Consider the following 24,002-nt stretch of genomic DNA (forward strand, 5'->3'; position numbering starts at 1 on the left):
ATGAACTCGGGTTGCCGGTAGATATAAATAATCCTTTCCGGGGAATAGATACAGCAAGAATTTCTGGTACAGATTGGCAGGAGCTGGCTCCTTTATTTGCTGTGGCTGTAGGGCTGGCTACCAGGCGCGAAGGGGACACCAAATAGGAAGTGACAGAGTGATAGCTCTGTCTCAATGTAGGTAGTGTAGGGGCTTGTCCCCGTAAAAATTACGCCCATAAAGGGCTACACTACTTTGTTGAATGTATTGAATCCGCGAGTGGGATAAATCCGACCCCTATATTTAGAAGATGTTAAAAAATGATTAAGATTAATTTATTACCTAAAGAGGTAGAGAAGAAAGTTGCTCTGCGGGAGAAAAAGCTTCTACTTTCTATCATAGTTCTCCTGGTGGTAGGAGGATTTTTAGGATTATACTTCTTAAAGGTTGGACAATATACTCGCCTGAAGAAAAAGGTAAAAAGAGTGGAGAAGGAACTTAGCCTTTTAGAAACGATAGTTAAAAAAGTTGATGAAATAGAAGAGTCCAAAGAAGCTCTGGCTAAGAAATTAGATGTCATTCAGAGCTTGCTGGGAAATCGATTGGTCTATCCCCAACTATTTGAGGATTTAGCAAGGATAGTTCCTTCCCGAGTATGGTTAACTTCCTTACTGACTAAAAGTGAGCCTGACTTCTTAACTATTACCATTGAGGCTTCAGCTGTAGATAATTATGCAATTGTTGACTTTATTACTAAATTGAGTAAGGCTAAGAATTTTTCTAAAGTTGAACTGAGCAATATAACTACCAGAAAAGGGAAAGAAGAAGTAGCAATAAAAAATTTCGGCGCAACCTGCGAATACAGGTAACCCCATTTTCTAATAAGTGAGATAATAAGATGACAAAACAACAGAAGGTATTGTTGGGTATTCTGGGAGTCTTAGTTTTTTTTATATTCTATAAATATCTCTATGGTCCGCTGGGGCTTAAGTTAAAAAAGGTCAAGAATGAGTTGGCCACAAAGCAATCAAAACTTACACTCGCCAGAGCAAGAACAGGTCGTCTGGAGCAGCTAAAAACTGATTATGAACTGCTCAGAGTTAAGGTGGCAGAAGCAGAAAAAAAGTTACCCAGAGAGAAGGAAATTCCTCGCCTGCTGCGAGATATAACCAGTGCTGGACGGAAGTTTAAGATTGATATTTCTGATTTCCGGCCGCGAGCAGAAAAACAGCAGGAATATTACATATCCCACCCTTTTCTAATAACTCTGGATACTAACTACCATAATTTGGCGGACTTTCTGGCTGAAATAGGTCAATATGAGAGAATTTTTCATATTAAAAATTTAAGCGTAACACCAATATTGGAAGATGAAAAAAAACTGAAAGGCATTTCCACGGATTTTCAACTATATACCTACACCTTTAAAGAAAAAAAGGAAGAAGAAGAAAAAGTAAAAAGTAAATGAATAGTAAAATTGTTCTAATTATTTTTATCCTGATTCTCCTGGGGCTCAATGGCTGTCCTAAAAAAAAGGCCAGGCCGGTTTCCAGAGAACCTATAAAAGAGAAAGAGATTGTCACGGCTAAAAAAACAGAGGAGAAAAGGCAAGTCAGGTATACATATGGCGGTAAGAAGTATAAGGACCCATTTGCTCCTCCTGAAGACATGGGAGGAGGAATTGAAAGGGTTGGTAAAGGTGTAGAAATTGACCTGAGTAGATTGAAATTAACAGGAATTATGATTTCTCCTTCAGCTAAGGATAACTATGCCCTTATTGATGCTGGCGGAGGAAGAGGATATGTAGTTAAAGGTGGAAAGCTAATAGATAATTACAATAGGGTTGTAGATGGTGTGGTGGCCATAGTGAGAAAAGATAAGGTAATTCTAATTACCCGTAATAATGTCATTCGAGAGCTTAAATTGAAAACTGAAAAATGAGAATTAAAAGAGGAGAATATCGAATGAGAAAACTACTTTTTCCCAAGATAGTATTTATTTTAGTGTTAGGATTGGTCTGTTTTGTAAATGTTGGACCAGTTGCCCGGGAGGGGAACCCTGTACCCGAGTGGGAAGAGTTGACTAATGTGAAAGTTCAGAAGATCAGTGAAACTAAATCGAACATCATAATTACCACTACGGGACCCATAAAATACCACTGTTTCAAGATTACTAATCCGCCAAGGTTGGTAGTGGAGATGACTAATACAGTTCACAACTGGAAGCAGAAAGAGTTGGAAGTAGACAATTTCTTACTTAAGAGAATCCGTTCCGGTCAGTATCAGAATGAACCTATTAAAATAACTCGCGTAGTTCTCGATTTACAGAGGCCGGTTGATTATGAGTCTACTGCCACTGAGAAACAGATTATCCTGACTATTTTTGGTAAAGGAACCATAGAAAAGGTAGAAAAAGAAGTGCCGAAAATAATAAAAGTAGAAAGGGAGAAAAGGCCAAAGATAACAAAGAAAAAAATAATAAGGGAAGAAGGAATTGCACCAAACATTCAAGATGAAGAGCATAAAAGGTTAGTAGAGAAGATAAAAAAAGAAGAGAGAAGGCCGGCTAAGATAGCAATAGAAGAGAAGAAAAGACCAGTGGCGATAGGAGAGTTAATGGGTCCAATCAGCCAGGAGCCAGTGAGTTTAGATTTTGTTGACGCTGACATATCACAAGTAATTCGCTTCTTTGCCTTGAAGACGAAGATGAATTTTGTCCTGGCTGAAGACGTTGAAGGGGAGGTCACCATCCACTTACACAGCATACCTTTCGATGAAGCACTAAGAACTGTTCTGGATCAAAAAGGACTGATAGGAATTCAACATTCTGAAAATGTTATCAAGGTTGTAAACAAGAGCAAAATGCCCACTTATAGAAAGACATTTTCGCTGCAGAATAGAAATGCTTCAGAGGTCAAAGATACCATTGATACGTCATTAACAGAAGAAGAAAAGAAGTATACCACTGTTGGTGTATCTGATGTTACTAACGCCTTAATTATAACTTCCACTTCCGAGGGTATAGAGAAGCTTTCCCAGCTCATTGAGGAATTGGACATCAAGATGCCTCAGATCAGAATTACGGCAAGGATTATGGAAGTAGATATCAGTAAAGGTGTAGATCTAGGAATAGATTGGACAATGACTAAAACCTTTACTGGCAGTGCTACATTCGGTGATACAACGGTGACTGGAAATGTAGAAGATATGGCTGCACCTTTTAGTTATGGAACGCCAGCAACCTTAAATATAGCTACAATAATGAGCGGAGCAGATCTTGCGCTCACTTTAAAGGCTCTGGTAAAAAAGGCCGAAACAAAGACATTGTCTAATCCCACCCTGGTGGTGGAGAACAACCGTCCAGCGCACATCCATGTGGGCGATTCGTTACCTTATAAGGAAACTATAGTTACCGCGGCGGGAGTCACCGAGACCACGAAGCAACTGGAAATCGGAACTACTCTCGATGTTACTCCTACAGTTAGCCCTACGGGTAATCAGATAAGTATGGATGTTAACGTAGCAGTGAAAGACTTTGTGGGTTTTACTGCGGCGGGACCACAAACCACAGACCGGGAGGCGACGACAAAAGTCACAATAAGAGAAGGACAGACAGTGGTGGTTGGTGGATTGGTTAGTGAGACGGAAAAGGGCACGACATACCAGGTACCAATTTTAGGCGATATTCCCATTTTAGGTTACTTGTTTAAGAAGAAAGAAACACACAAGCGGACATTGGAACTTCTGATTTTCTTAACTCCCCATGTCATGCGCCACTAAAAAAGGTGACAGGTACTTTTTTCAAGGAGAGAGAGGATAGCGAGTTACAAATATATATACCAAAAAAGTTATCTATGCAATTTTGTGCCTGATTCTTATATTTTCCCCTCTCGCTCGTGCGAGTATGGATATTTGGACGCTGACTCTTGTCTATCTCTTCTCTCTTTTTGCTCTCCTCCTGTATAGTATCCTCCTAGTATGGTTTCCTCCAGCTACTTCAGAATCACAGACTTCCTTCCGCGTTCAGCTTAAGAGGCTTTCTTTTCCTCTGGTCCTCTTTTTGAGCATGGCTTACATCTCCTTTCTCTTTTCCACTAACAGATTCAATAGCAGAAACGAAATCTTCAATTTGCTCAATTATTTTTTTCTGTTTTATTTAGTAACTACTATAATAAAAAAGAAAAAGAGACAGAATTTAATTCGTTTAGTATTATTAGTAGGCATCTTTCTCTCGATAACCGGAATATACCAATTCATTAGAGGGAATGTAGCGGCCGGGACAATGGTTAATCCCAATATTTTGGCCGGATATTTAACAATGGTAATTCCATTTACGACAGGACTGATTCTCTCCTTGTCAAATTCGATTAACAGAGAATTCATCAAATCCCACCTTTTTTATTTAGTTGGTTGGTTATTAATGGTTGCTTGCTTATTCCTGACGAAATCCCCGGGAGGGATTATAGGAGTAATTTTGGGAATTTGTGTAATTCTCTATTTCAAGCATGGGAAGCAAATTTTTATTAAATTTCGATATATATTTATCGCTATAGCTGTAGTTATCGTAATTCTGCTACTTTTTAAACTCAGACAATTACAGGTTTATAATCGCCTCCTTTGCTGGTGGGGAGCATTGAGAATGGTTTACCAACGTCCTCTAATAGGGGTTGGCCTTGGTGGGTTCGAAACCGCCTATGCCAGGTATAAACTAACAGGCTTAAATCCATTATATGCTTATAACTATTTCTTGCAACTTGCAGCAGAGATGGGAGTTGTAGGATTGGGTGTTTTCCTCTGGTTCCTGTTTATGGTTGGGAAGCATATTAAATTTTTATCTAAGGGTTTCAAGTTCTTTTCTTTTGAAGTCGGGGTATTGGGAAGTATTGTTGCCATATTGTTTCATAATCTTACCGATTATAACCTGTGTATTCCGGCAAATGCAATACTTTTCTGGGTTTTCTTGGGGCTATTAATTACTGGCCCAGGATTTCTGGAGTCCACCCGAAAGGGAGGAAACTCGGCAGTCCCCAGGCACCGATTGGGGAAGATTAATAAACTACTACTTACCGGAGCAATTACTTTTTCCATTCTTGGAGTGGGGGTAGGGCTTACCAGACTATCTCTGGCAAATCGCCATTACCAGTTGGGTAAGCATCTTTTTGAGATTAGAAAGTTAGAGAATTTAGTGAAAGTAGAAGGGGTGAACTTAGAGAAGGCAGAATTTGAATATGGACGAGCGATCGAGTTGGACTCCTTGAATTCCTGGTATCATCACGGACTTGCAGGGGTATATTTAGCCAGATACTGGAGAGAAGGATATTCGAGCTATTTGGATGAAGCAATAATTGAGTTGAGAGAAGCGGTTGAGCGGATGCCTTATTATGGACCGTTTTACGCTAATCTCTCCTATGTGTATGAGTTAAAGAAAGATTACAAGAAGGCTATTCTTTACATGGAATCTGCCATAGCCTGCGACAGGCAAAATGGTGATTACTGGCAAAGAATAAGCGAATTGGTGGGAAGAATGCAAACCAGGATAGATGTTGAGAATAATTAATTTAGGTTTAATATTTATCTTTCTATATATTCCTTGGTTTAATGGTGGAGAAAAGATATTTCCCCGCTCATTAATCCAGGCAATAATTCTCATTTTATCAATTCTCTACTTAGCAAAAAGGAAAAATTTTAACTCTCTTTGGACGAAACTTTACATCTCGCCTTCACTCCATTTTCCAGTCTGTCTTATTCTATTCTTTTCCTTCTTTTCAGTAGTTAATTCCACATATTTACACAATTCCCTTCTCTCTTTTATAAAAATAGTTACTTTTGTTCTCTTCTATTTTCTCTTAGTAGAACATTTAACAGATAGAGACATATTGAGAGGAAATTATCTATTTAAAATAATTTTCGTTTCCGCTTCAATTCTTGCAGTCACTGGTCTATTCCAGTCTTTCTTTCATTTAGAAATTAAAGCAACTCTTCCCACTCCTGACTTTTTAGCCGGTTACCTGACAGTGGGAATAACCCTGGGAATAACTGAACTACTGACTTTTAGAAAGTGGAGTGGTCCAAATAACGTTAATGTAAACATTAAGAATATAATTAGCCAACATAGAGTTCCCTTTATCATTTATCTTATAACTACACTTATAATGTTTATATGCTTAGTTTTGACTCGCTCGTTAAGCGGAGTACTTGCTCTTTTAGCTGCAATCATATTTATAACTATTTTTCTATACAAGAAGAGGGCAGCATATATAATCTTTACTCTCATAGGAATATTTCTAATCTTTCCTTCTACGATGAAAGTTTTTCAATTGTTGGGAGGGGAAACTCTGAAAGAGTTCTTCCTCCAGAGATTGGGAATTTGGAGTCGATGTGTGGAAGTAATCTCAGCACATCCGTTCCTGGGAGTAGGCCCGGGAAACTTTGGCAATTTTCGGATTGCTTCTGGCTATGGCACTTATACAAAATTTGCCTACAATGAGTATTTACAGATAGGTGCTGAACTGGGAATGATTGTAGTATTTCTCGTATGTTCCATTTTTTACATAATGGTGAAGGGAGTAAAGAAATTATTAAAGAATAATCTCTCTCTTAAATCTCAAGCTGAGGTGGTTTCTGCCTCGGCAGGCGCTTTAGCAGTATTAACCCAGGGCCTATTTTATTTCAATCTCCACCTTCCGGCAATAACCTGTATTTTACTCTTTTTTATAACAAAGATTATGGTTGATAATCATAATCTATTTCTATCCCGGATTTCCCCTGACGAAAAGCTCGGTTCACTTTCTGACCTTCAAGCTCCCGGGTGGCTAAGAGTGACGTCTATTTCTTTTCTCTCAATTTTGTTTCTCCTCGTTTCAGTAATCTATCTTGGAAACCACTATGCATATAAGGGAGAATACAGGAAGGCCGTGAAACTTGTTCCTTTGAATGCTGAATACCATAAGGAATTGGCCGATTATTACAGGAAAGAAGAAAAACAGGATAGAGCAATTTCAATTTATGGGAAGGTTATAAAATTACATCCCCAAGAGGCGGATTATCATGACCAGTTAGGCCGTATTTACTATCGTCTTAAAGACACAGTAAGCGCTTTAAAGGAATTTAAACTAGCAGTGAAGCATAACCCCTACAATCCGTTTTTCCGCTTTGCCCTGGGTTCTTACTATCTAGACCGCTGGGAATTTAAGAAAGCAAAAATAGAATATCAAAAAGCAGTTGATATAGAACCATACTATCTATTAGCCCACTTGCGGTTGGGAGAGAGCCAGTTGGGTTTAAAGGAGATTGCCAGAGCCAAGGAAGAATTCTACAAGGTCTTAAAGTTGAAAGGACTACTTCCCCAATTGGTCTTCTCGGGGAAAGATTATGAAAATAGATTATTTGAATTTGATTATTCTCGTGTTTATGTGGGTTTGGGAAGGTGCTGGATGGAGGAAGGGAATATAATTCAAGCCATTGCTGAGTACAGAAAAGCCCTGAAATTGAATCGCTATTCTGCAGCTGCCCATAGCGGACTTGCCGATGTCTACTTTATCCAGAAGAGGTACGACTTAGCAACAGATGAGATTAAAAAGGCAATAAAACTGGCTCCTCAAAATGAAGCTTACAGAATGAACCTTAACCTAATTGAGGAAGCCATCTCAGGAGTAGAGCTTCCGTCCGAATAATAACGCAGAGCAAGCTCTGCTACTCCACAGTTTTTTGGAGTAGCGAAACTTGTTTCGCGATGATGGCTGGTAGTCGGGCTCGTCCCACACTTCGGTAGTCGGGCTCGTCCCTGAGCCCGACATTGCCTAAAAATAGGGCTTGACAAAAGGGGAAAGTTATAATATACTTTGTTTAGAACATTCTAAACGTTCTAAACCAACTATTACAAAGCCATAAAATTATGGAAAACCCTGAACTTGATAAAATAAGAGATGAATTCACAGAAATTGCTGGTCAGCTGGGTGTGCGCCTGGGGCTTAGCCGCACTGTGGGACAGCTATACGCATTGCTTTTCCTAAGCGATGAGCCACTCTGTCTCGATTATATGGTGGAAAGATTAAAAGTAAGCAAGGGGAGTGTAAGTACAAATATTCGCGAATTGGAAAAATGGGGTGGGGTGAGAAAAGTATGGGTGAAGGGTTCCCGAAAGGATTTTTACGAGGCAAACCCTGATACCTTGAAAATAGTAATTAACAGGTTTAAAGGTGGCATACAAGAAAGAGTAAATGAAATGTCAGGAGGAATAGATAAATTTGAGAAAGCCTTATCTAAGATAGAAAACAGCCTTTCTGTAGAGGAGAAAAAGAAGGCTCAGTTCTACAAAGAGAAATTCAGAAAAGTGAAGAAAATGCAAACCCTGATTAATACCTTCTTGAAAATCATCCCCAAGAAAATTTTCCTATGAAAAGAACTTTGAAAAAGATAGAGCCACTTCCGGAGTCCTTCCGAAAGGAAGATGACTTCCGGAGTCCTTCCGAAAGGAAGGGAACATTCCAGATGGTTCTTTCTTCGCTAAAGAGACCGTTGAGCGACAATCTTGAGTCCAGGTGATGTATGAAAATAGGAGTCTGCATGATTAGTGCATATTTTCCTCCAGTCGTTGGGGGAACCGAAATACAAACTTTGAGGCTGGCCAAGGCATTAATCGCTCGAAATGTAAATCCTTTTGTTATTACCGAAAGGTTAAAAGGACTGAAGAGATTTGAAAAGTTAGATGGAGTTCCAGTTTATAGATTGTTCGCTTTGGGTTCGGGAATTGTTGCTTCCTTGTCATTTATGTTTTCATCATTTCTTTTCCTGATGAAAAATCGAAGGAAATACCAGATTATCCACGCCCATTTAGCGTCTTCCCCGGCAATTACAGCAGCAATTGCAGGCAAACTGCTGAGAAAGAAGGTTATCGTGAAATTTGGCCGTTCCGGGAAAGTAGGAGATATCCAAACTTCCGATAGAACTTGTCTTGGAAGGGCAAAGCTCAAAATTCTAATGAAATATGGTGACGTTTTCGTTTGTCCCAGTGAGGAAGTGAAGAGGGAATCAATAGACTATGGATTTGCTAAAAGGAAGGTAGTAAAGATTTCCAATGGTGTAGATACAGCCCTTTTTCATCCAGTCGACGACCTACAAAAACAGGACTTGAAGAGACGCTTCAATTTTCCATCACTCCCAATTATGGTCTATTCGGGGAGACTGGAATCGGTTAAAGGACTGGCAGTATTATTCATGGCCTGGCAAATAGTCATAAAATCTGAAAAAGAAGGTTACCTGCTTATTATAGGCAATGGTTCCCAGAAAGGTAGCTTGATTAGTTTAGCGAAGGAGTTAAAAATTATTGAATCTATAAAATTTACTGGTCAAGTTGATAATGTCAATGAATACCTTCAAACTGGTAATGGCTTTGTCTTTCCTTCAACTGCGGAAGGATTATCTAATGCACTACTGGAAGCAATGGCTACAGAACTGCCGATTGTGGCTACTAAGATAGGTGGCACGGAAGAAATAATTGAGAATAAAAAGAATGGATTCTTAGTTGAACCGGGCAAAGTGCACCAATTTGCAAAAGGAATAATAACATTACTAAGCCAGCCTGAAGTTGGTCATAAATTGGGCCGGGAGGCAAGGCGGACAATTGAAGAAAATTACTCCATAGGTATGGTAGCCCAGAAGCATGTGCAGTTATATGAGGAAATGATTAAATGAGATTTGCGTTGGTAGACCACGATACAAACTATTTCACAAAACCAGAACAATTGGAGAATGTATACGAAAAAATCTGGGATAAAACACCGATATGTTTATCAAATTTAAAGAAGGTAAGAGAGAACGCGCGAAAGAAGATATTAGACAATTTTTTTATTTCCCGAATTATTTCCTTCTATATTCAGGAGGTTTATTTTGGGACTTAAAATTGTCAGCACAAATTTAAAGATAGCAAAAGCAGCATTAATTTTGATAGTTGCAAGTACTTGCGGGCATATACTAAGTTTAGGAAAGGAAATCCTTGTTGCAAATTATTTTGGAATTACAAAGGTTATGGATGCTTTTTATGCAGCAATTACTGTTCCAAATTTAATAAATAGTGTTCTATTATCAACATTTGGAGCTGTTTTTATTCCTATATTTATTAGGTATAAACTTAAAGACAAAAGTGAAGCAAATCATATTTCTTCAGTAATCACAAATTATCTTTTTATTTTTTTTATCTTTGCGTCTTTATTTCTTTATATTTTTGCTCCCTGGATTATCAGATTTGGTTTCCATGGTTTAAAACCAGAGACTATTAATTTAGCAATAAAGATGTTGCGTATAGTCTGCTTTACCCTTATTTTAAGTGGGCTGATAGGGATTATGGCTGGCATTCTTAATGCTTTTGAGCATTTTGCTTGGCCGGCTTTTTCACAGATGTTTGTTACAATCACCACAATTTTGTTTATTTTATTCTTTGTAAAACAGTTGAGCATTTTTACCCTTATTTATGGATTACTTGTAGGTCTAATTCTGCAATTCATTTTCTTAATTCCTATTACAAAGGGAAAAGGGTATCATCATTACTTTGATTTTAACCGGGAACACCCGGCAATAAAAGAAATGATATCCTTAAGTTTTATTTTTTTCATAGCTATGGTTGCCTCTCAATTGAATATCGTTGTTGATAGAATTATGGCCTCTTATCTAGCTCCCGGAAGTATTGCTGCTCTTGGCTATGCAGGAAGGCTTGTTCAGGTTCCTTTGGTAATTTTTTCTTCATCTATTGCTATTGCAGTTTTCCCATTCTTCTCATCTCAGATTGCTGAAAACAAAATTGAAGAAATGAAGGATTCTGTTGCCAAAAGCATAAGGATGTCTGGCTTTATCTTTATACCATTAACTGTGATTTTAGTTATCCTTGCAAAACCGATAATAACGCTCTTATTCCAGAGGGGGCTATTTGATTCCCATGCAACAAATTTAACTTCGATAATTCTTATATGCTATTCCTTCCAGTTTTTCTTTTATACAGTGGGAATGATTCTGGCAAGGGTATTCCTTGCTTTTCAAGATATGGCAACCCTCTTAAAAATAACCATCGTCGGAGTAATAATGAATATAGTCTTAAACTTTCTTTTTATAAAAATTATCAATCCTCCCGCTGCAGGAATTGCTCTTTCGACGTCGGTAACATATTTTACTATAATGAGTCTTCTTTTTATTTTTTTAAAAAAACAAATGTCTCTATCTACAAAGTACATATTGGAAGGAATTACCAAAATTATTATAGCCTCCATAACTGCAGGGATAGGTATCTTTTTTATATTTAACCTTTTGAATCAGATAATCGCTTCTGTGACGATTATCAATCAAGTGATCCAGATTGGAGTCCCCATAATTATTTCGGGATGTCTTTTTATAGGAACAATTTTTTTGTTAAAAATGGAAGAAGTAAATAAATTTTTGGGATTAATGAAAAGCAAAGTTTTTAGTTTTGGAGATAAAATAAGATGAAGTTACTGCTTGTTAATGCGATTGAGAGTAAAACAACGACAGAGGAAGAATATTTTCCTCCACTTGGTTTAGGATACATTGCATCTTATTTACGAAAGAATATGCCATCAATAAAGATAAGAATAATTGAGAAAAATATAAATGAAGAACTAGGAATGTTTAAACCTGATATCGTCGGCATATATTCTCTATCTCAAAATTTTGGGAAAGCAAAAGAAATTAGCAAAATCTGCAGAAATTTAGGCCTTCAAGTAATAATAGGAGGACCCCATATTACTGCTTTACCTTCTAGCCTAACAGCAGATATGGACCTGGCAGTTATGCAGGAAGGTGAGGAAACTATGCTGGAATTGATGGAGATGTTTCAGGGAAGTGGGATAAATTTTGAGCAGATAGGTAAGATTTCTGGAATTGCTTTTTACGATAAAAGCGGTAAACTAAAGGTTACCAAAGCAAGAGAACTAATAGTTCCATTGGACCGTATTCCTTTTCCAGCGAGAGATTTACTTGGTGTTAAAAAGCAAGATAGAGTGCATTTGGTTTCTTCCAGAGGTTGCCCTTATCACTGTCGTTATTGTGCTTCCAGCAGTTTTTGGAAGAGTGTCCGTTTCTTCTCAGCTCGATATGTACTTGAGGAATTAAAAATGTTAATATCCAAGTATTCACCAAGCATAATATGTTTCTATGACGATCTTTTTATTGCAAATAAAGAAAGATTGTCTAAAATTGTAGAGCTGATAAAAAAAGAAGGAATTAATAAGCAAGTAAGTTTTTTTGTGACCGTTAGAGCAAATCTAATTGATGAAGAAACTGTTAAATTGTTAAAGGAGATGAATGTAACTTCCACTAATATTGGATTGGAATCAGGAAATGCAAGAATACTTCATTATCTAAAGGACAGAGTTACAATGGAAGATAATATTAAAGCAATTAAAATAATGAAAAAATTTGGGCTTAACATAGGGGCTAGTTTTATAATTGGTTCACCTGATGAAACTAAGGATGAAATCTTGGAAACGTTATCTTTCATTTGCAATAATAATATTGTTTCTACATCTAATATTTACATCTTAACTCCTTTACCAGGAACCTATTTTTGGGAATACGCCTTGAAGAAAGGATTAGTTTTGGAGGATATGAATTGGAAGAAATTAAAGATTGAATCAAAAGATAATCTTGAAGAAAAAGTCATATTAACAGAAAAAATTGAGAGAAAGAAATTGTTTGAATTGTATTATCTTTTTAGACGTATGAGAAAAAGGTCTTACTTTACAGAGATAATGAGACAGCGATTTACAAAATGGTTGTATAATCCCGTGGAAATTTTTCTATCTTTATTTAGATATTTTAAGAGAATTACTGCAAAAGGCTTGAGGAGGGAGTGAAAGAATGAAAGAAAGGTTATTAGATTATCTTTGTTGCCCAAAGTGTAAGGCAGATCTCAAAATGGAAATTCAAGAGACCAAACAGGAACAAATTAAAACAGGGAAGCTAATTTGTTCGAAATGTCAGCAGGAATATGAAATTAGGGATGGGATTCCAATTATGCTTGATAAACAATCTCGTATATTATTACAACAGAGCTCGAAACCCTCTATGCAGATAGGTTTATTTAAGCAACGGATTTCAAAAATATTAAGAAAAATGCATTCCCTAGAGCCATATTCTATAAATAGTCTATACCAACGAGTTGAAAAATTTCTGAACTATTTTGATTACGGAGCAAAAACTTGTGATTTGGGGTGTGGATATAGAAGATTTGATCAGCGGATAGTTAATCTGGATATAGCACTTTCTGAATATGTGGATATAGTTGGAGATGCTCATATCCTCCCTTTTGCTGACGAGACTTTTGACGGGATAATTTGCACATCGGTATTAGAGCATGTCTGGAATCCAGTGAAGGTAGTAAATGAAATTTATAGAATTTTAAAAAAAGGTGGGAAAATCTATATTGAAGTTCCATTTTTATATCCTTATCATCCGGTAACAGGAACAGATATGGATTATCAGCGTTATACTGAAGCAGGGTTATTGAATCTATTTAAAGATTTCAAGCCTTTGGAGTTAGGCGTTAGTGGTGGACCAAATGTGGCTTTGATTGTTTTTTTAAGACAATATTTTTCTGAATTATTTAATTTCTGGCATAATCACGATGCTCCTCGTGAGATTATCAGTATAATTACTGGTTGGATATTGCTTCCGTTGAAGTATTTGGATCCACTTTTGATAAAAAGAAAATCTATTGCAAGTATTTTCTATTTTGTAGGGGAAAAATAATATAGAAAATGACAAAAAGATGGCAAGAATATTTTCAGAGGCAAGAATATAAACATCATAGCGTCTTGGATTTTGCGGTTAACCACTGGAATTACAACGAACCACTATATTTCAGAATTAAAAGATTGATGCAACCACCAGCGAGAATTTTGGATGTTGGTTGTGGACTTGGCTATTCTGATATTTATCTTCAAAAATGTGGGTATGAGGTGGTAGGCATTGACGATGATGCGAATATTGTGGAAAAAGCCAGGAAAAATGCTGAATATTTTCGCTCCAATGTTAAATTTGAACAGGTAGATGCTTTTGACCTGTCAAAGTATTATGGCAAGTTTGATTTAGTATATTCAGTTGGTGTGGTAGAACATTTTGATAGAAAAACAACAATTGTTTTACTTAAAGAACAAGCAAAATGTGCAAAATATATGATAGCGGTAATTCCGACTAAATTTACAAGATATTCTGGTGAAATAACTGACGAAAGAATTTATACTATTTCTCAATTGCGTGGAATATTTAAGTATGCCGGATTAGAAGTAATAGGTAAGTTCGGGTATGGTAACATTGTTTCGCCATTTCATAATTGGGTGCATCGACTTCTACCTCATGGATTGTATCGGATTCTCCAAAATAATTTCTCATATGCCATGGGAATTGGTTGTATAGGAAAGAAAAAATAATGAAAGATAGATTATTAAGACTTCTTTGCTGCCCTGAATGCAAATCGGATTTAGGCATAGCTAAATCCAAAAGTGTAAACAGTGAAATTGAAAGCGGTATTTTGCATTGTCCCATTTGTCAAGCGGAATATCAAATCATAAATTTTATCCCTCGGTTTGTTTCAACAGATAAATATGTGGAAAGTTTCAGTTTTGAGTGGAAAATTTATAAAAAAACGCAGTTAGACAGCGCAACAGGAAGGACAGAATCCAAGGTTACATTTATAGAAAAGACAGGTATTGAGTTAGAAAAGTTAAGAGATAAGATTGTTCTGGATGCTGGGTGTGGTATGGGACGGTTTATGGAAGTAGTTCAGCCCTATGCAAAGGAAGTAATAGGAATAGATTTATCCTTTGCTGTAGATTCTGCATATGAAAATCTAAAAAAGTTTGATAATGTTCATATTATACATGCCGATATTTTTAACCTTCCTCTCAAAAATAATACATTTGATTATATTTACAGCATAGGCGTTTTACACCATACTCCTGATACTAAGAAAGCATTTATGAACCTCCCCTGTCTTTTGAAAAGCGGAGGAGAAATTGCTATCTGGGTTTATTCTGATGAAACGAGTTATACACAAATCATTACTGATTTTTATAGACTTTTTACTGTTCATCTACCAAAGAAATTGTTGTGGTATTTATCTCATTTGGCGATTCCTTTTTATTACTTTAAAAAAATCCCGAAGGTTGGGGCATTGATTAACGTTTTTCCCATGAGTAGTCATTCCGATTGGAAATGGAGAGTGCTGGATACTTTCGACTGGTATTCACCAAAGTATCAAAATAAGCATCCCTGTTATGAAGTTATGAGTTGGTTTGAGGAAGCCGGTTTAAAAGATATTAAATTATTACATTTTCCAGTAGCAGTCAAGGGGAGGAAGTAAAAATGAATTTTAGAATTTGCATGATATGTTCTCAATTTTATCCTGTTGTTAGTGGGGCAGAACAACAAGCAGAAGCATTAGCAAGGGAGCTTTTAAAAGAGGGAGCAAAAGTATTTGTTCTTACCCAGAGGGTAAAGGGCCTAAGAAGAAGAGAGAACTTGAATGGATTGATAGTATATAGAGAGATAATTGCCCCTCAGTGGGGACCTATTTTTGGATTGAGTTATTTATTGAGTACTTTTCTATTTCTTTTTTTTAAAAGAAATGATTATGACATCATCCATTGTCATATTTTGTACTTACATACAATCTCAGCAGTCATTATGAATATGTTATTCAGAAAAAAAGTTATTGTTACCATTCAATGTACTAGAGAATATGGTGATGTTGTAAGACTTAAAAGAATAAAAGGTGCAAATATTATCTTCAGAATTATCAAAAAAGTTAACAAGTTTATTGTGGTCAGCTGGGAAGCAAAGGATGAATTAAAGAGTATCGGTATTAAAGATGAGAAAATTATCAGAATTCCTAATTTTGTAGATGAAAGTAAATTTTATCCTGTAGTAAACAATGTAAAGAATAAATTAAGAGATAAGTTGCTATTGCCACCGGACAAAAAAATTGTGACATTTGTGGGACGGCTCACTCCTCAAAAAGGAATTTTCTATTCAATAGAAGCGTGGTTTGAAGTGATTATTTCATATCCTGAAGTGGCTTTATTAATTATCGGGGATGGACCTCTGATGAAGAGTTTAAAAGATCAGGCATGTGCTTTAAACTTATTGGATAAGATAGAATTTTTAGGAAAGAAAAAAAATATCTCTGAATATCTTCAGGCGAGTGACATATTTGTTTTACCCTCACTTGCAGAAGGGATGTCTGTTGCACTTTTGGAGGCAATGGCTTGTGGGCTTCCTTGTATAACAACAAAGATTGGAGGTAATGTTGACTTAATTGATGATGGTAAAGATGGAATTTTAGTAAAACCATCAAGTAGTGAAGAACTTGCATCTGCTATATTGAGGTTATTAAAAGATAAAAAATCCTTTAAAGATTTCGGTAGTCAAGCGAGAAAAAAAATTCTAAAACGGTATTCAATAAATTCTATAGTTCCGGCTTACATAAATTTATACAAAGGACTCTTAAGCTAACGGCTCTGGTAACATAACGAGCTTTGGAAATTTGTAATGAGTAACAAAAAGATTCTTTTCGTATTCTATCGCATCTACGGTGGTGGGGCAGAGAAACAAATGCAATATATTTTGAGATATATTGATAGAGAAAAGTTTGAGCCGAATCTTGCTGTTTTTCACTTGACAGGAACCGAGAAAGAGCTGGTGCCAGAAAATGTTCCTATTTTTGATTTGAGTACAAAACTGAGACCAGCTTCGATTTTTTTAACCTTCAAACTCATAAATTTAATTAAAAGGAGTAAACCCGATAAGATATTGTCTTTTCTCTGGGGAACGAACTTGATTTCCATTTTAGCAGGGATTCTTACGAAGACAGACTTTCTAATAAGTGAAAGAACGTTCTCAGGGATAGATATAAAAGGATATTCTCTTCCAAAGTTAAGAAAAAAAATGATTTCACTACTTTATCCCAAAGCAGAAAAGATAATTGCAGTCTCATATAATGTCAAGGAGAATTTATGTAAATATTTTGATATTCCAGAAAGTAAAATTGAAGTAATTTATAATGGAATAGATTTAGAAAAGATAAAAAAATTAAAAATTGAATATGAAATTAATCTCCAAAGTTATTTGCTTGCGTGTGGGGGTTTACACAAATGGAAAAATTATGATTTCTTAATTGAAGTAATGGCAGAACTTAAAAGCTTATCTCTGGTTATTTTGGGTGAGGGTCCTTTAAGGAAACATCTTAAAGAGAAAGCAGAATCTTTGGGAGTAGATTTAATTCTGCCTGGTTATATTAATAACCCGTATCCTTATTTTAAGAAAGCAAGAGCTTTTGTCTTGACTTCTTTATATGAAGGGTTTCCTAATGTTATTTTAGAAGCAATGGCTTGTGGAGTTCCTGTTGTTTCGGTTGATTGTCCGGGCGGTGTGAATGAAATTATTGAAAATGGAAAGACAGGCCTTTTAGTTCCTCGTGGTGATAAAAAGGCACTGGCTCGGGCTATGATTAAATTACTTAAGGATGAAAATTTGCGTAGAATTCTCATAGAAAATGCCTATAGAAAAGTAAAGGAAGAATTTACATTGGATCGGATGGTTAAGAGTTATGAGGATGTGTTGAAATAATGTGTGGAATTTGTGGAATATTAAATTTTGATGGTAAGCCGATATCTGAAGAATTATTGAAGAAGATGAACAATCAAATAATTCATCGGGGACCGGATGATGAGGGATACTATATTAGCGGAAAATATAAAAAGCAAAATGAGGCAAAATATAACGTGGGGATGGGGATGAGGCGGCTGAGTATTATTGATTTGGAAACAGGACAGCAGCCGATTCATAATGAGGATAAGTCAATATGGGTTATATTAAACGGTGAAATTTACAATTTCCAGGAGCTTCGGGATAATCTCAAAAAAAAGGGTCATTGTTTTTACACAAAGAGCGATACAGAGGTACTTGCTCATCTGTATGAGGACTACGGGACTGACTGCCTCAAATATATGAATGGAATGTTTGCCTTTGCCCTGTGGGACGAAAATAAACACTGCCTCTTCATTGCAAGGGATCAGGTTGGGAAGAAGCCTCTATATTATATGAGAATAGGTGACAGGTTCTATTTTGCTTCGGAGATAAAGTCATTTCTGGTAATACCGAAATTTAAGAAGGAGATTAATCTAAAGGCAATTCATTATTATCTTACATATCAATACATTCCTTCTCCTATGACGATATTTAAAGATGTCTTTCGCCTTCCACCGGCTACATTTATGGTTATTGATTCACAGGGCAGGATAAAAAGCTGCAAGTACTGGTCGCTAAATTTCAGACATAAGACAGATTTGACTTTTCATGAAGCCAAAGAGAGAATCAGGTCGCTCTTGAGAGATGCTGTTAGAATTAGGATGATTGCCGACGTTCCTTTAGGTGCATTTCTTTCTGGTGGGCATGATTCTTCCATAATTGTGGCATTGATGAGTCAATTATCATCTCAACCGGTAAAGACATTTTCTATTGGCTTTGAAGAACAAGAATTTTCAGAATTGAGATATGCTAGAATACTTGCTAAGAAATTTGGATGTGAGCATCATGAATTTATCGTTAAACCAGATTATATTGATATTTTACCTAAGATTGTCTGGCATTATGACCAACCTTATGCTGATAGCTCAGCCTTACCAAGTTTTTATGTTGCTAAGATGACACGTGAATATGTAAAAGTTGCCTTAAATGGAGATGGGGGGGATGAGAATTTTGCCGGTTATCTGAGATATTCTGCCTTAAGAAATTTTACTATTCTGGCTTTGCCCTTTCAAATAATTCCTCATAAATTATTTTCAGAATTTTTGAATTTAATCCCTGATGTTGAATCATCTCAACGGAACCCCATTCGTTATGCAAAACGGCTTTTGTCTACTTTAAATGAATCTCCTTCTCGTAGAAACATCATCTGGCATTGTTTCTTTGATAATTTTTCAAAAAAGCGGATCTATTCTGATGAGATGAAAAATAGATTTTCAGATATTGATACTTATGAATATCTCAGCAATTTATTTGAGCGGGCGCCGGCGACCGGGGTTATTGACAGAGCTCTTTATACTGACATCAATGCCTATCTTCCGGAGGATTTACTTATAAAGATGGATGTGGCTACAATGGCGAATTCCCTTGAGGCACGCTCGCCATTTCTGGACTATCGCATACTTGAATTTACTTCCAGCCTTCCATCTTCATGGAAAATGAAGATTTTTTCTCAAAAGTACATTCTAAAAAGAACATTTCAGGATTTACTTCCTCCTGAAATCCTGCATCGTTCTAAACAGGGATTTGGCATTCCTGTCGGAGAATGGTTTCGTCATCAATGGAAGGATTATTTCAGAGAAATTGTCCTTTCCCCAAAAGCAGAAAGAGGTTATTTTGATATGAAAGAAGTGGAGGCATTATTTCAGGAGCATATCTTGGGAAGACGAGACCATGGTTATCGCCTATGGGCTCTTTTTATGTTAGAATTATGGCATAGAGTTTTTATTGATGGAGATATTGTAGTATGAAAAAAGGACTGATTAACGGGGATCACAGGACGGGATGGTTCATATTTAGCAGAATTTTTGTCATCAAAAGGATATGAAGTTCATAGAATAATTAGAAATCATCAAAGAAGAGTGTTCGTTTCATAAAATAGTTCCTCAATACTTGAATCTCTACCATAAACTTTTTTAAGATGAATAAGGAAAAGAAATACTTAATTTTCATTTTCGTACTGGCATTAATCTTAAGGTTAACGTACGTCCTATTTTTCCCTCAGTTAAAAATAGAAAGTGATGCTTTGCAATATGATACTATTGGCTGGAATTTAGCTTCTGGTGATGGTTTTTCACTGGAACCCGGTGTGCCGACACCGGTTAGAGCGCCTGTGTATCCGTTTTTTTTGAGTCTGATTTATCTTGTATTTGGACACAGTTATCTGGCAGTAAGATTAGCACAAACAATAGTCAGTGCTTTGACTTGTTTGGTCATCTATTGGCTGGGAAAGGAGATTTTTGACGAAGAGATGGGTCGGGTCACTTCCTTAATTATAGCTTTGTATCCGGTTCTGATAAGTTACACTGGGTTTCTTCTAACGGAAACCTTGTTTACTTTTTTGCTATCTATTACAGCCTTATTTCTAGTGAGAGCAGTAAAAAATAGATTAGGTAAATATTATGCAATTAGTGGCATGTTGTTGGGAATAACAACTCTATGTCGAGCGACAACGATGTTATTTCCGTTTTTTATCTTTGTAGGATTATGGGCTGTTTATAAAGTAAAGATTAGAGCAATTGTCCATTTTTTGATTTTTCTTTCAATGATGGTTGTTGTAATAATTCCTTGGACGGTGCGCAATTACTTTCGGTTTCATACCTTTTTACCTGTTGCCACAGGAGGAGGATTGACATTATGGGCAGGTACTTATGTGCCCTGGGACGGTAAATATCAAGGAGTGACAACAGAACCCCTAAGAACCATGGGAGAAGAATATTCACCTATAGAATTAGATAAAAGGTTATTTAAGGAAGGAGTGAGAAATATCAAGGAGCGTCCAATAAAATATTTCATTATGTCCATAAAAAAATTTCCCAGATTCTGGATAACCAGTCATAGTAGTGTATTTGGCATTGACAAGCCGAATTCTTGGTATCTACGGGAACGTCAGTATTTTCCGCTTTTCGTGAAATTTTGCCTCTTACTTCTGCACACTGTTACGCTTATTTTAGGTATTATAGGAGTTTTCTTGATTAGAAGACAATGGAAGTCTTGCATAATTCCTTTATTACTGATTTGTTTTTTTACAGGGCATATTTTTTTGGTTACTATACCCCGTTATCATGTCCCAGTTTTACCTTATGTCTTTATTTTTGCTTCAGTATGTTTAATAAAAATCAATAAAAAAATTATAGAATCAAAAGTTAAATTAGGATGACAGAGAGTGAGATCGGTGAAATGATAGAAGCGATTCAGAATTTAGATAGAATGGCGAAGACTGTCAATTACAATAATTGGATATATAAAATAATTAAGCCTTTTATTGGAAAAAGGATATTGGAGATTGGTTGCGGCATTGGAAATATGACCAAATTTTTTCTTGATTATGAAGCAATAGTCGCCATTGATAATTCAGCTGAGTGTATAGAAATTATGAAATCTAAATTCTCTCATTATAAGAACTTACGGATCGTCAATCACGACATATCCAATGAAGGGTTTGGAGAGCTGAGAGAGTTCAATTTCGATACCGTTGTTTGCATAAATGTGTTGGAACACATAAAAGACGACCTTCAAGCACTAAGACATTGCTATCAATTACTCAAAGAGCGGGGGAGATTAATTTTGTTTGTGCCCGCTCTCAAAATTCTTTATGGCACGGTTGACCGGGCTGATTCTCATTATCGGAGGTATACTAGGATTGAACTAACCAAGAAATTGAGAGAGGCTGGTTTTGTTATCAAAAAAGCATCCTATGCAAATTTTTTTGGAATTTTTCCATGGGTTTTGCACAGCAAAATCTTGAAGAGGTCGTTACATCCCCCCAGGCAGATGGTATTCTTTGATAAGTTTGTGCCCTTTTTCGCTTTCTGGGAAAAGCTGTTTCTGCCTCCTATTGGACTTAGTTTACTTTTCGTTTGCCGGAAAGGCTGAGGTATGAAATTATCAGTCATAATGCCTGTTTATAATGAAAAACATACCATAAAGGAAATCGTACGCAAGGTAATGAATGTAAATATGGAGAAAGAGATTATAATTGTGGATGATTGTTCAATAGATAGCACGCGAGATACATTAAGGAGAATTGATAATAATAACATCAAAGTGATTTATCATGATAAAAATATGGGAAAAGGGATGGCGATAAGAACAGGGATTAAGTATGTAACCGGAGATATCATAATTATTCAAGATGCTGATTTAGAATATGAGCCCGAAGACTATTATGAATTGACCCGGCCCATTATTGAGGGGAAAGCAGATGTGGTATACGGGTCTCGAGAACTTCTTAAACAAAATAAATGGTCTTACTATCGGTATGCCATCGGAGGCAGATTCTTGAGTTGGCTGACAAATCTACTTTACCATTCGAGTATTACTGATGAGCCAACTTGTTATAAAGTATTCAAAGCTGACATTTTGAAAAGTATCAATTTGGACTGTAAGAAGTTTGAGTTTTGTCCTGAAGTCACAGCTAAGGTACTAAGAAGAGGTATTAAAATCTATGAAGTACCCATTCATTATTATTCGAGGTCAATAGAACAAGGAAAGAAGATAGGGTTGAGGGATGGATTGCAAGCGATATGGACCCTCATAAAATATCGTTTTATAGATAAACATTCTTTGTGAGTGTGCCAATGAAAAAAGAGCTCGAAAAAATTATGGCTAGCAAATTGGTAATTAATGAATACTTATTCTTAATAGTTTTATTTTCGTTAGCCAGTCTTTTGAGAATTTTATATGCCTTTTATTTAAAAGGAAATATTCCTGTCAGTGATGCTGCAGGATTTGATCTATTAGGGATAAATATTTTGAAGTATGGCCAATATGCTTTTCAACCCGGTATTCCTACAGCACACCGTGCACCTATATATCCACTTTTTCTATCAGGAGTATACTTTCTCTTTGGGCACAGTTATCTTGCAGTAAGGATAATTCAGTCATTAATTGGTAGTTTAACCTGCGTGGCGGTTTATTTTATTGGCAGGAGAATAGCAAATAAGAATGTGGGCGTTATTGCGGCTATTATCTGCGTATTTTATCCATTTTTTATCTATTACACGGGGTATTTACTTGTGGAGACATTGTTTACATTTCTCTTAGCGGTTGCTGTGTACTGCCTTATCACCAGCGTGGATAAGCCTGATTGGAAGAATCTTAGCCTGGGTGGGGCGTTTATGGGACTGGCAGCGCTGTGTAAGCCAACAGCCTTTGCTTTCGTTCCTTTCTCTGCTTTAAGTTTCTTGGTGATTTTGGGAATTAGGAAAGTGTCAACATATAGAAATATTGGGATCTTTTTGCTTTTTTTTACTATTACTTTGTCTCCTTGGGTTATTAGAAACCATATTGTTTTTAGAAGAATTATCCCGTCTACTACACAGTTAGGCTTTGCGTTATTAGACGGAAGCTTGCTATTCGATGCTGAGCACCAGTGGCGGATCGAACAGGAAGAGCAAAAAAATCCTATATTACTAAAAGGGAAAGAATTGAATGAAATAGAACAAAACAACTACTTTACCAAGGAGGCTTTAAAGTTTATAAGAAATAATCCAAAATACATGATGAAATTAGCCCTCAGGAAATTCCTTAAATTTTGGAGATTGTACCCGCATACGGAAAATATCTATACCTACGGGCAATCAAAAGGTCTGTTAGTTCTCCTTAGCCTTCTTTCTTATGGTATACTTTTACCTTTTAGCCTACTTGGAATCATCTTTTCCATCAAGAACTGGAAACGGTTCACATTTTTTTATGGTTTGATACTATCTTTTACTATTATACACCTGATTGTTTGGTCGCAAATCAGGTACCGCTTGCCGATTATGCCTTATATGATAATTTTTGCAGCATTCAGCTTAAACTTTATTTTGTTGAAAGCGAAATCGCTGAGATTGGCGAAGCGACTCAAAATTTAGATAGAATATAAAGGACATCGGAACAAATATGGCTGGAAAATTAGTAATCAAGGTAGTCGAGATTAAGGGAAGATGCCCGGTGTATAGGGTCGGGGAAATGATTGTACTTGATGAAGGATATAAAATAAACCTCAGAGAGACTGCCAATATCTGCATGCACTCTTTGGCTTCAATTATGCCTTATTATAATGCTTTGTATAACGGTGTTGCCCCGGAAAAATTGGGGCTTGCCAACAAGGATGGAAAAGCTTGTGTGCAGTGCCTGGACCCTTGCGAAATTACTGGTGGCGGAACTGTTGTATTTGAAATTACAACTGAAGAGAAATAGAGTGTGGAGTAGCCTGATAAATTTTGAACG

22 protein-coding genes and 1 pseudogene are annotated in these 24,002 nt (G+C 36.4%); all 23 read left to right on the forward strand.

Translation table 11 applies throughout. The features are described 5' to 3' along the window. Window positions 1-299: 299 nt before the first annotated feature. The 23 genes and pseudogenes from VMW39_00680 to VMW39_00790 all read left to right on the forward strand — a co-directional run bounded on the left by VMW39_00680 (window position 300) and on the right by VMW39_00790 (window position 23,972). Complete coding sequence (locus tag VMW39_00680) at window positions 300-848, forward strand: PilN domain-containing protein (GenBank protein HUW22535.1); 549 nt, start codon at window positions 300-302, stop codon at window positions 846-848. 29 nt (window positions 849-877) lie between these two features. After that, window positions 878-1,447, forward strand: coding sequence for a type 4a pilus biogenesis protein PilO (gene pilO / locus VMW39_00685; protein ID HUW22536.1), 570 nt, complete (start codon window positions 878-880; stop codon window positions 1,445-1,447). Beyond that, on the forward strand, window positions 1,444-1,920 hold the full coding sequence (locus VMW39_00690) for a hypothetical protein (GenBank protein HUW22537.1): 477 nt from the start codon (window positions 1,444-1,446) through the stop codon (window positions 1,918-1,920). The genes pilO and VMW39_00690 overlap by 4 nt, the downstream gene beginning before the upstream one ends. A 23-nt stretch (window positions 1,921-1,943) precedes the next feature. Further along, window positions 1,944-3,758, forward strand: coding sequence for an AMIN domain-containing protein (locus VMW39_00695; GenBank protein ID HUW22538.1), 1,815 nt, complete (start codon window positions 1,944-1,946; stop codon window positions 3,756-3,758). A 124-nt stretch (window positions 3,759-3,882) separates the two neighbouring features. Further along, window positions 3,883-5,535 (forward strand): O-antigen ligase family protein, encoded by a 1,653-nt coding sequence (locus tag VMW39_00700; protein HUW22539.1) that lies wholly within the window; start codon window positions 3,883-3,885, stop codon window positions 5,533-5,535. Next, on the forward strand, window positions 5,519-7,651 hold the full coding sequence (locus VMW39_00705) for a tetratricopeptide repeat protein (GenBank protein HUW22540.1): 2,133 nt from the start codon (window positions 5,519-5,521) through the stop codon (window positions 7,649-7,651). Before VMW39_00700 ends, VMW39_00705 begins: the two co-directional genes overlap by 17 nt. 221 nt (window positions 7,652-7,872) lie before the next feature. Continuing rightward, window positions 7,873-8,376, forward strand: a complete 504-nt coding sequence (locus tag VMW39_00710) for a hypothetical protein (protein HUW22541.1) — start codon at window positions 7,873-7,875, stop codon at window positions 8,374-8,376. A 167-nt stretch (window positions 8,377-8,543) separates the two neighbouring features. Next, the gene (locus VMW39_00715) at window positions 8,544-9,671 is read left to right on the forward strand and encodes a glycosyltransferase (GenBank protein ID HUW22542.1); all 1,128 of its coding nucleotides are present in this window, start codon (window positions 8,544-8,546) and stop codon (window positions 9,669-9,671) included. Next, window positions 9,668-9,877, forward strand: coding sequence for a hypothetical protein (locus tag VMW39_00720; GenBank protein ID HUW22543.1), 210 nt, complete (start codon window positions 9,668-9,670; stop codon window positions 9,875-9,877). Before VMW39_00715 ends, VMW39_00720 begins: the two co-directional genes overlap by 4 nt. Continuing rightward, entirely contained in the window at window positions 9,867-11,453 is a 1,587-nt protein-coding gene (murJ, locus tag VMW39_00725) for a murein biosynthesis integral membrane protein MurJ (GenBank protein ID HUW22544.1), read from the forward strand. The genes VMW39_00720 and murJ overlap by 11 nt, the downstream gene beginning before the upstream one ends. Beyond that, a complete protein-coding gene (locus tag VMW39_00730) occupies window positions 11,450-12,838 on the forward strand; it encodes a radical SAM protein (protein ID HUW22545.1) in 1,389 nt (462 codons plus the stop codon). The genes murJ and VMW39_00730 overlap by 4 nt, the downstream gene beginning before the upstream one ends. A 4-nt stretch (window positions 12,839-12,842) precedes the next feature. Beyond that, window positions 12,843-13,733: a methyltransferase domain-containing protein gene (locus tag VMW39_00735; GenBank protein ID HUW22546.1), complete on the forward strand. Its 891-nt coding sequence runs from the start codon at window positions 12,843-12,845 to the stop codon at window positions 13,731-13,733. A gap of 8 nt (window positions 13,734-13,741) precedes the next feature. Further along, window positions 13,742-14,413 carry a class I SAM-dependent methyltransferase gene (locus VMW39_00740; protein HUW22547.1) on the forward strand — a complete coding sequence of 224 codons (672 nt, stop codon included), beginning with the start codon at window positions 13,742-13,744 and terminating at the stop codon, window positions 14,411-14,413. Next, a complete protein-coding gene (locus VMW39_00745) occupies window positions 14,413-15,345 on the forward strand; it encodes a methyltransferase domain-containing protein (protein ID HUW22548.1) in 933 nt (310 codons plus the stop codon). The genes VMW39_00740 and VMW39_00745 overlap by 1 nt, the downstream gene beginning before the upstream one ends. A gap of 2 nt (window positions 15,346-15,347) precedes the next feature. Then, window positions 15,348-16,496, forward strand: a complete 1,149-nt coding sequence (locus tag VMW39_00750; GenBank protein ID HUW22549.1) for a glycosyltransferase family 4 protein — start codon at window positions 15,348-15,350, stop codon at window positions 16,494-16,496. Window positions 16,497-16,532: 36 nt separating this feature from the next. Beyond that, the gene (locus tag VMW39_00755; GenBank protein HUW22550.1) at window positions 16,533-17,609 is read left to right on the forward strand and encodes a glycosyltransferase; all 1,077 of its coding nucleotides are present in this window, start codon (window positions 16,533-16,535) and stop codon (window positions 17,607-17,609) included. Further along, on the forward strand, window positions 17,609-19,537 hold the full coding sequence (asnB, locus tag VMW39_00760) for an asparagine synthase (glutamine-hydrolyzing) (GenBank protein HUW22551.1): 1,929 nt from the start codon (window positions 17,609-17,611) through the stop codon (window positions 19,535-19,537). The genes VMW39_00755 and asnB overlap by 1 nt, the downstream gene beginning before the upstream one ends. A 21-nt stretch (window positions 19,538-19,558) precedes the next feature. Continuing rightward, a pseudogene (locus VMW39_00765) lies at window positions 19,559-19,633 on the forward strand (GDP-mannose 4,6-dehydratase). Window positions 19,634-19,707: 74 nt separating this feature from the next. Then, window positions 19,708-20,946, forward strand: a complete 1,239-nt coding sequence (locus VMW39_00770; GenBank protein ID HUW22552.1) for a glycosyltransferase family 39 protein — start codon at window positions 19,708-19,710, stop codon at window positions 20,944-20,946. A gap of 20 nt (window positions 20,947-20,966) precedes the next feature. After that, a complete protein-coding gene (locus VMW39_00775; protein HUW22553.1) occupies window positions 20,967-21,662 on the forward strand; it encodes a class I SAM-dependent methyltransferase in 696 nt (231 codons plus the stop codon). 3 nt (window positions 21,663-21,665) lie between these two features. Beyond that, window positions 21,666-22,358: a glycosyltransferase family 2 protein gene (locus tag VMW39_00780; protein ID HUW22554.1), complete on the forward strand. Its 693-nt coding sequence runs from the start codon at window positions 21,666-21,668 to the stop codon at window positions 22,356-22,358. Window positions 22,359-22,366: 8 nt separating this feature from the next. Continuing rightward, complete coding sequence (locus VMW39_00785; protein ID HUW22555.1) at window positions 22,367-23,644, forward strand: glycosyltransferase family 39 protein; 1,278 nt, start codon at window positions 22,367-22,369, stop codon at window positions 23,642-23,644. 28 nt (window positions 23,645-23,672) lie between these two features. Further along, window positions 23,673-23,972 (forward strand): TIGR04076 family protein, encoded by a 300-nt coding sequence (locus tag VMW39_00790; protein HUW22556.1) that lies wholly within the window; start codon window positions 23,673-23,675, stop codon window positions 23,970-23,972. Window positions 23,973-24,002: the final 30 nt, after the last annotated feature.

The sequence above is a fragment of the bacterium genome, assembly GCA_035530055.1.
Classification (GTDB): Bacteria; UBA6262; WVXT01; order WVXT01; family WVXT01; genus WVXT01.

Bases quoted from the DNA above. Each gene is read 5' to 3' on its own strand.
- VMW39_00715 (HUW22542.1), top strand. From the start codon at position 8,544: ATGATTAGTGCATATTTTCCTCCAGTCGTTGGGGGAACCGAAATACAA.
- VMW39_00780 (HUW22554.1), top strand. From the start codon at position 21,666: ATGAAATTATCAGTCATAATGCCTGTTTATAATGAAAAACATACCATA.
- VMW39_00770 (HUW22552.1), top strand. From the start codon at position 19,708: ATGAATAAGGAAAAGAAATACTTAATTTTCATTTTCGTACTGGCATTA.
- VMW39_00710 (HUW22541.1), top strand. From the start codon at position 7,873: ATGGAAAACCCTGAACTTGATAAAATAAGAGATGAATTCACAGAAATT.
- VMW39_00735 (HUW22546.1), top strand. From the start codon at position 12,843: ATGAAAGAAAGGTTATTAGATTATCTTTGTTGCCCAAAGTGTAAGGCA.
- VMW39_00680 (HUW22535.1), top strand. From the start codon at position 300: ATGATTAAGATTAATTTATTACCTAAAGAGGTAGAGAAGAAAGTTGCT.
- VMW39_00745 (HUW22548.1), top strand. From the start codon at position 14,413: ATGAAAGATAGATTATTAAGACTTCTTTGCTGCCCTGAATGCAAATCG.
- VMW39_00730 (HUW22545.1), top strand. From the start codon at position 11,450: ATGAAGTTACTGCTTGTTAATGCGATTGAGAGTAAAACAACGACAGAG.
- VMW39_00700 (HUW22539.1), top strand. From the start codon at position 3,883: ATGGATATTTGGACGCTGACTCTTGTCTATCTCTTCTCTCTTTTTGCT.
- asnB (HUW22551.1), top strand. From the start codon at position 17,609: ATGTGTGGAATTTGTGGAATATTAAATTTTGATGGTAAGCCGATATCT.
- VMW39_00705 (HUW22540.1), top strand. From the start codon at position 5,519: ATGTTGAGAATAATTAATTTAGGTTTAATATTTATCTTTCTATATATT.
- VMW39_00695 (HUW22538.1), top strand. From the start codon at position 1,944: ATGAGAAAACTACTTTTTCCCAAGATAGTATTTATTTTAGTGTTAGGA.
- VMW39_00775 (HUW22553.1), top strand. From the start codon at position 20,967: ATGATAGAAGCGATTCAGAATTTAGATAGAATGGCGAAGACTGTCAAT.
- VMW39_00750 (HUW22549.1), top strand. From the start codon at position 15,348: ATGAATTTTAGAATTTGCATGATATGTTCTCAATTTTATCCTGTTGTT.
- VMW39_00785 (HUW22555.1), top strand. From the start codon at position 22,367: ATGAAAAAAGAGCTCGAAAAAATTATGGCTAGCAAATTGGTAATTAAT.
- VMW39_00740 (HUW22547.1), top strand. From the start codon at position 13,742: ATGACAAAAAGATGGCAAGAATATTTTCAGAGGCAAGAATATAAACAT.
- pilO (HUW22536.1), top strand. From the start codon at position 878: ATGACAAAACAACAGAAGGTATTGTTGGGTATTCTGGGAGTCTTAGTT.
- VMW39_00755 (HUW22550.1), top strand. From the start codon at position 16,533: ATGAGTAACAAAAAGATTCTTTTCGTATTCTATCGCATCTACGGTGGT.
- VMW39_00720 (HUW22543.1), top strand. From the start codon at position 9,668: ATGAGATTTGCGTTGGTAGACCACGATACAAACTATTTCACAAAACCA.
- VMW39_00690 (HUW22537.1), top strand. From the start codon at position 1,444: ATGAATAGTAAAATTGTTCTAATTATTTTTATCCTGATTCTCCTGGGG.
- VMW39_00790 (HUW22556.1), top strand. From the start codon at position 23,673: ATGGCTGGAAAATTAGTAATCAAGGTAGTCGAGATTAAGGGAAGATGC.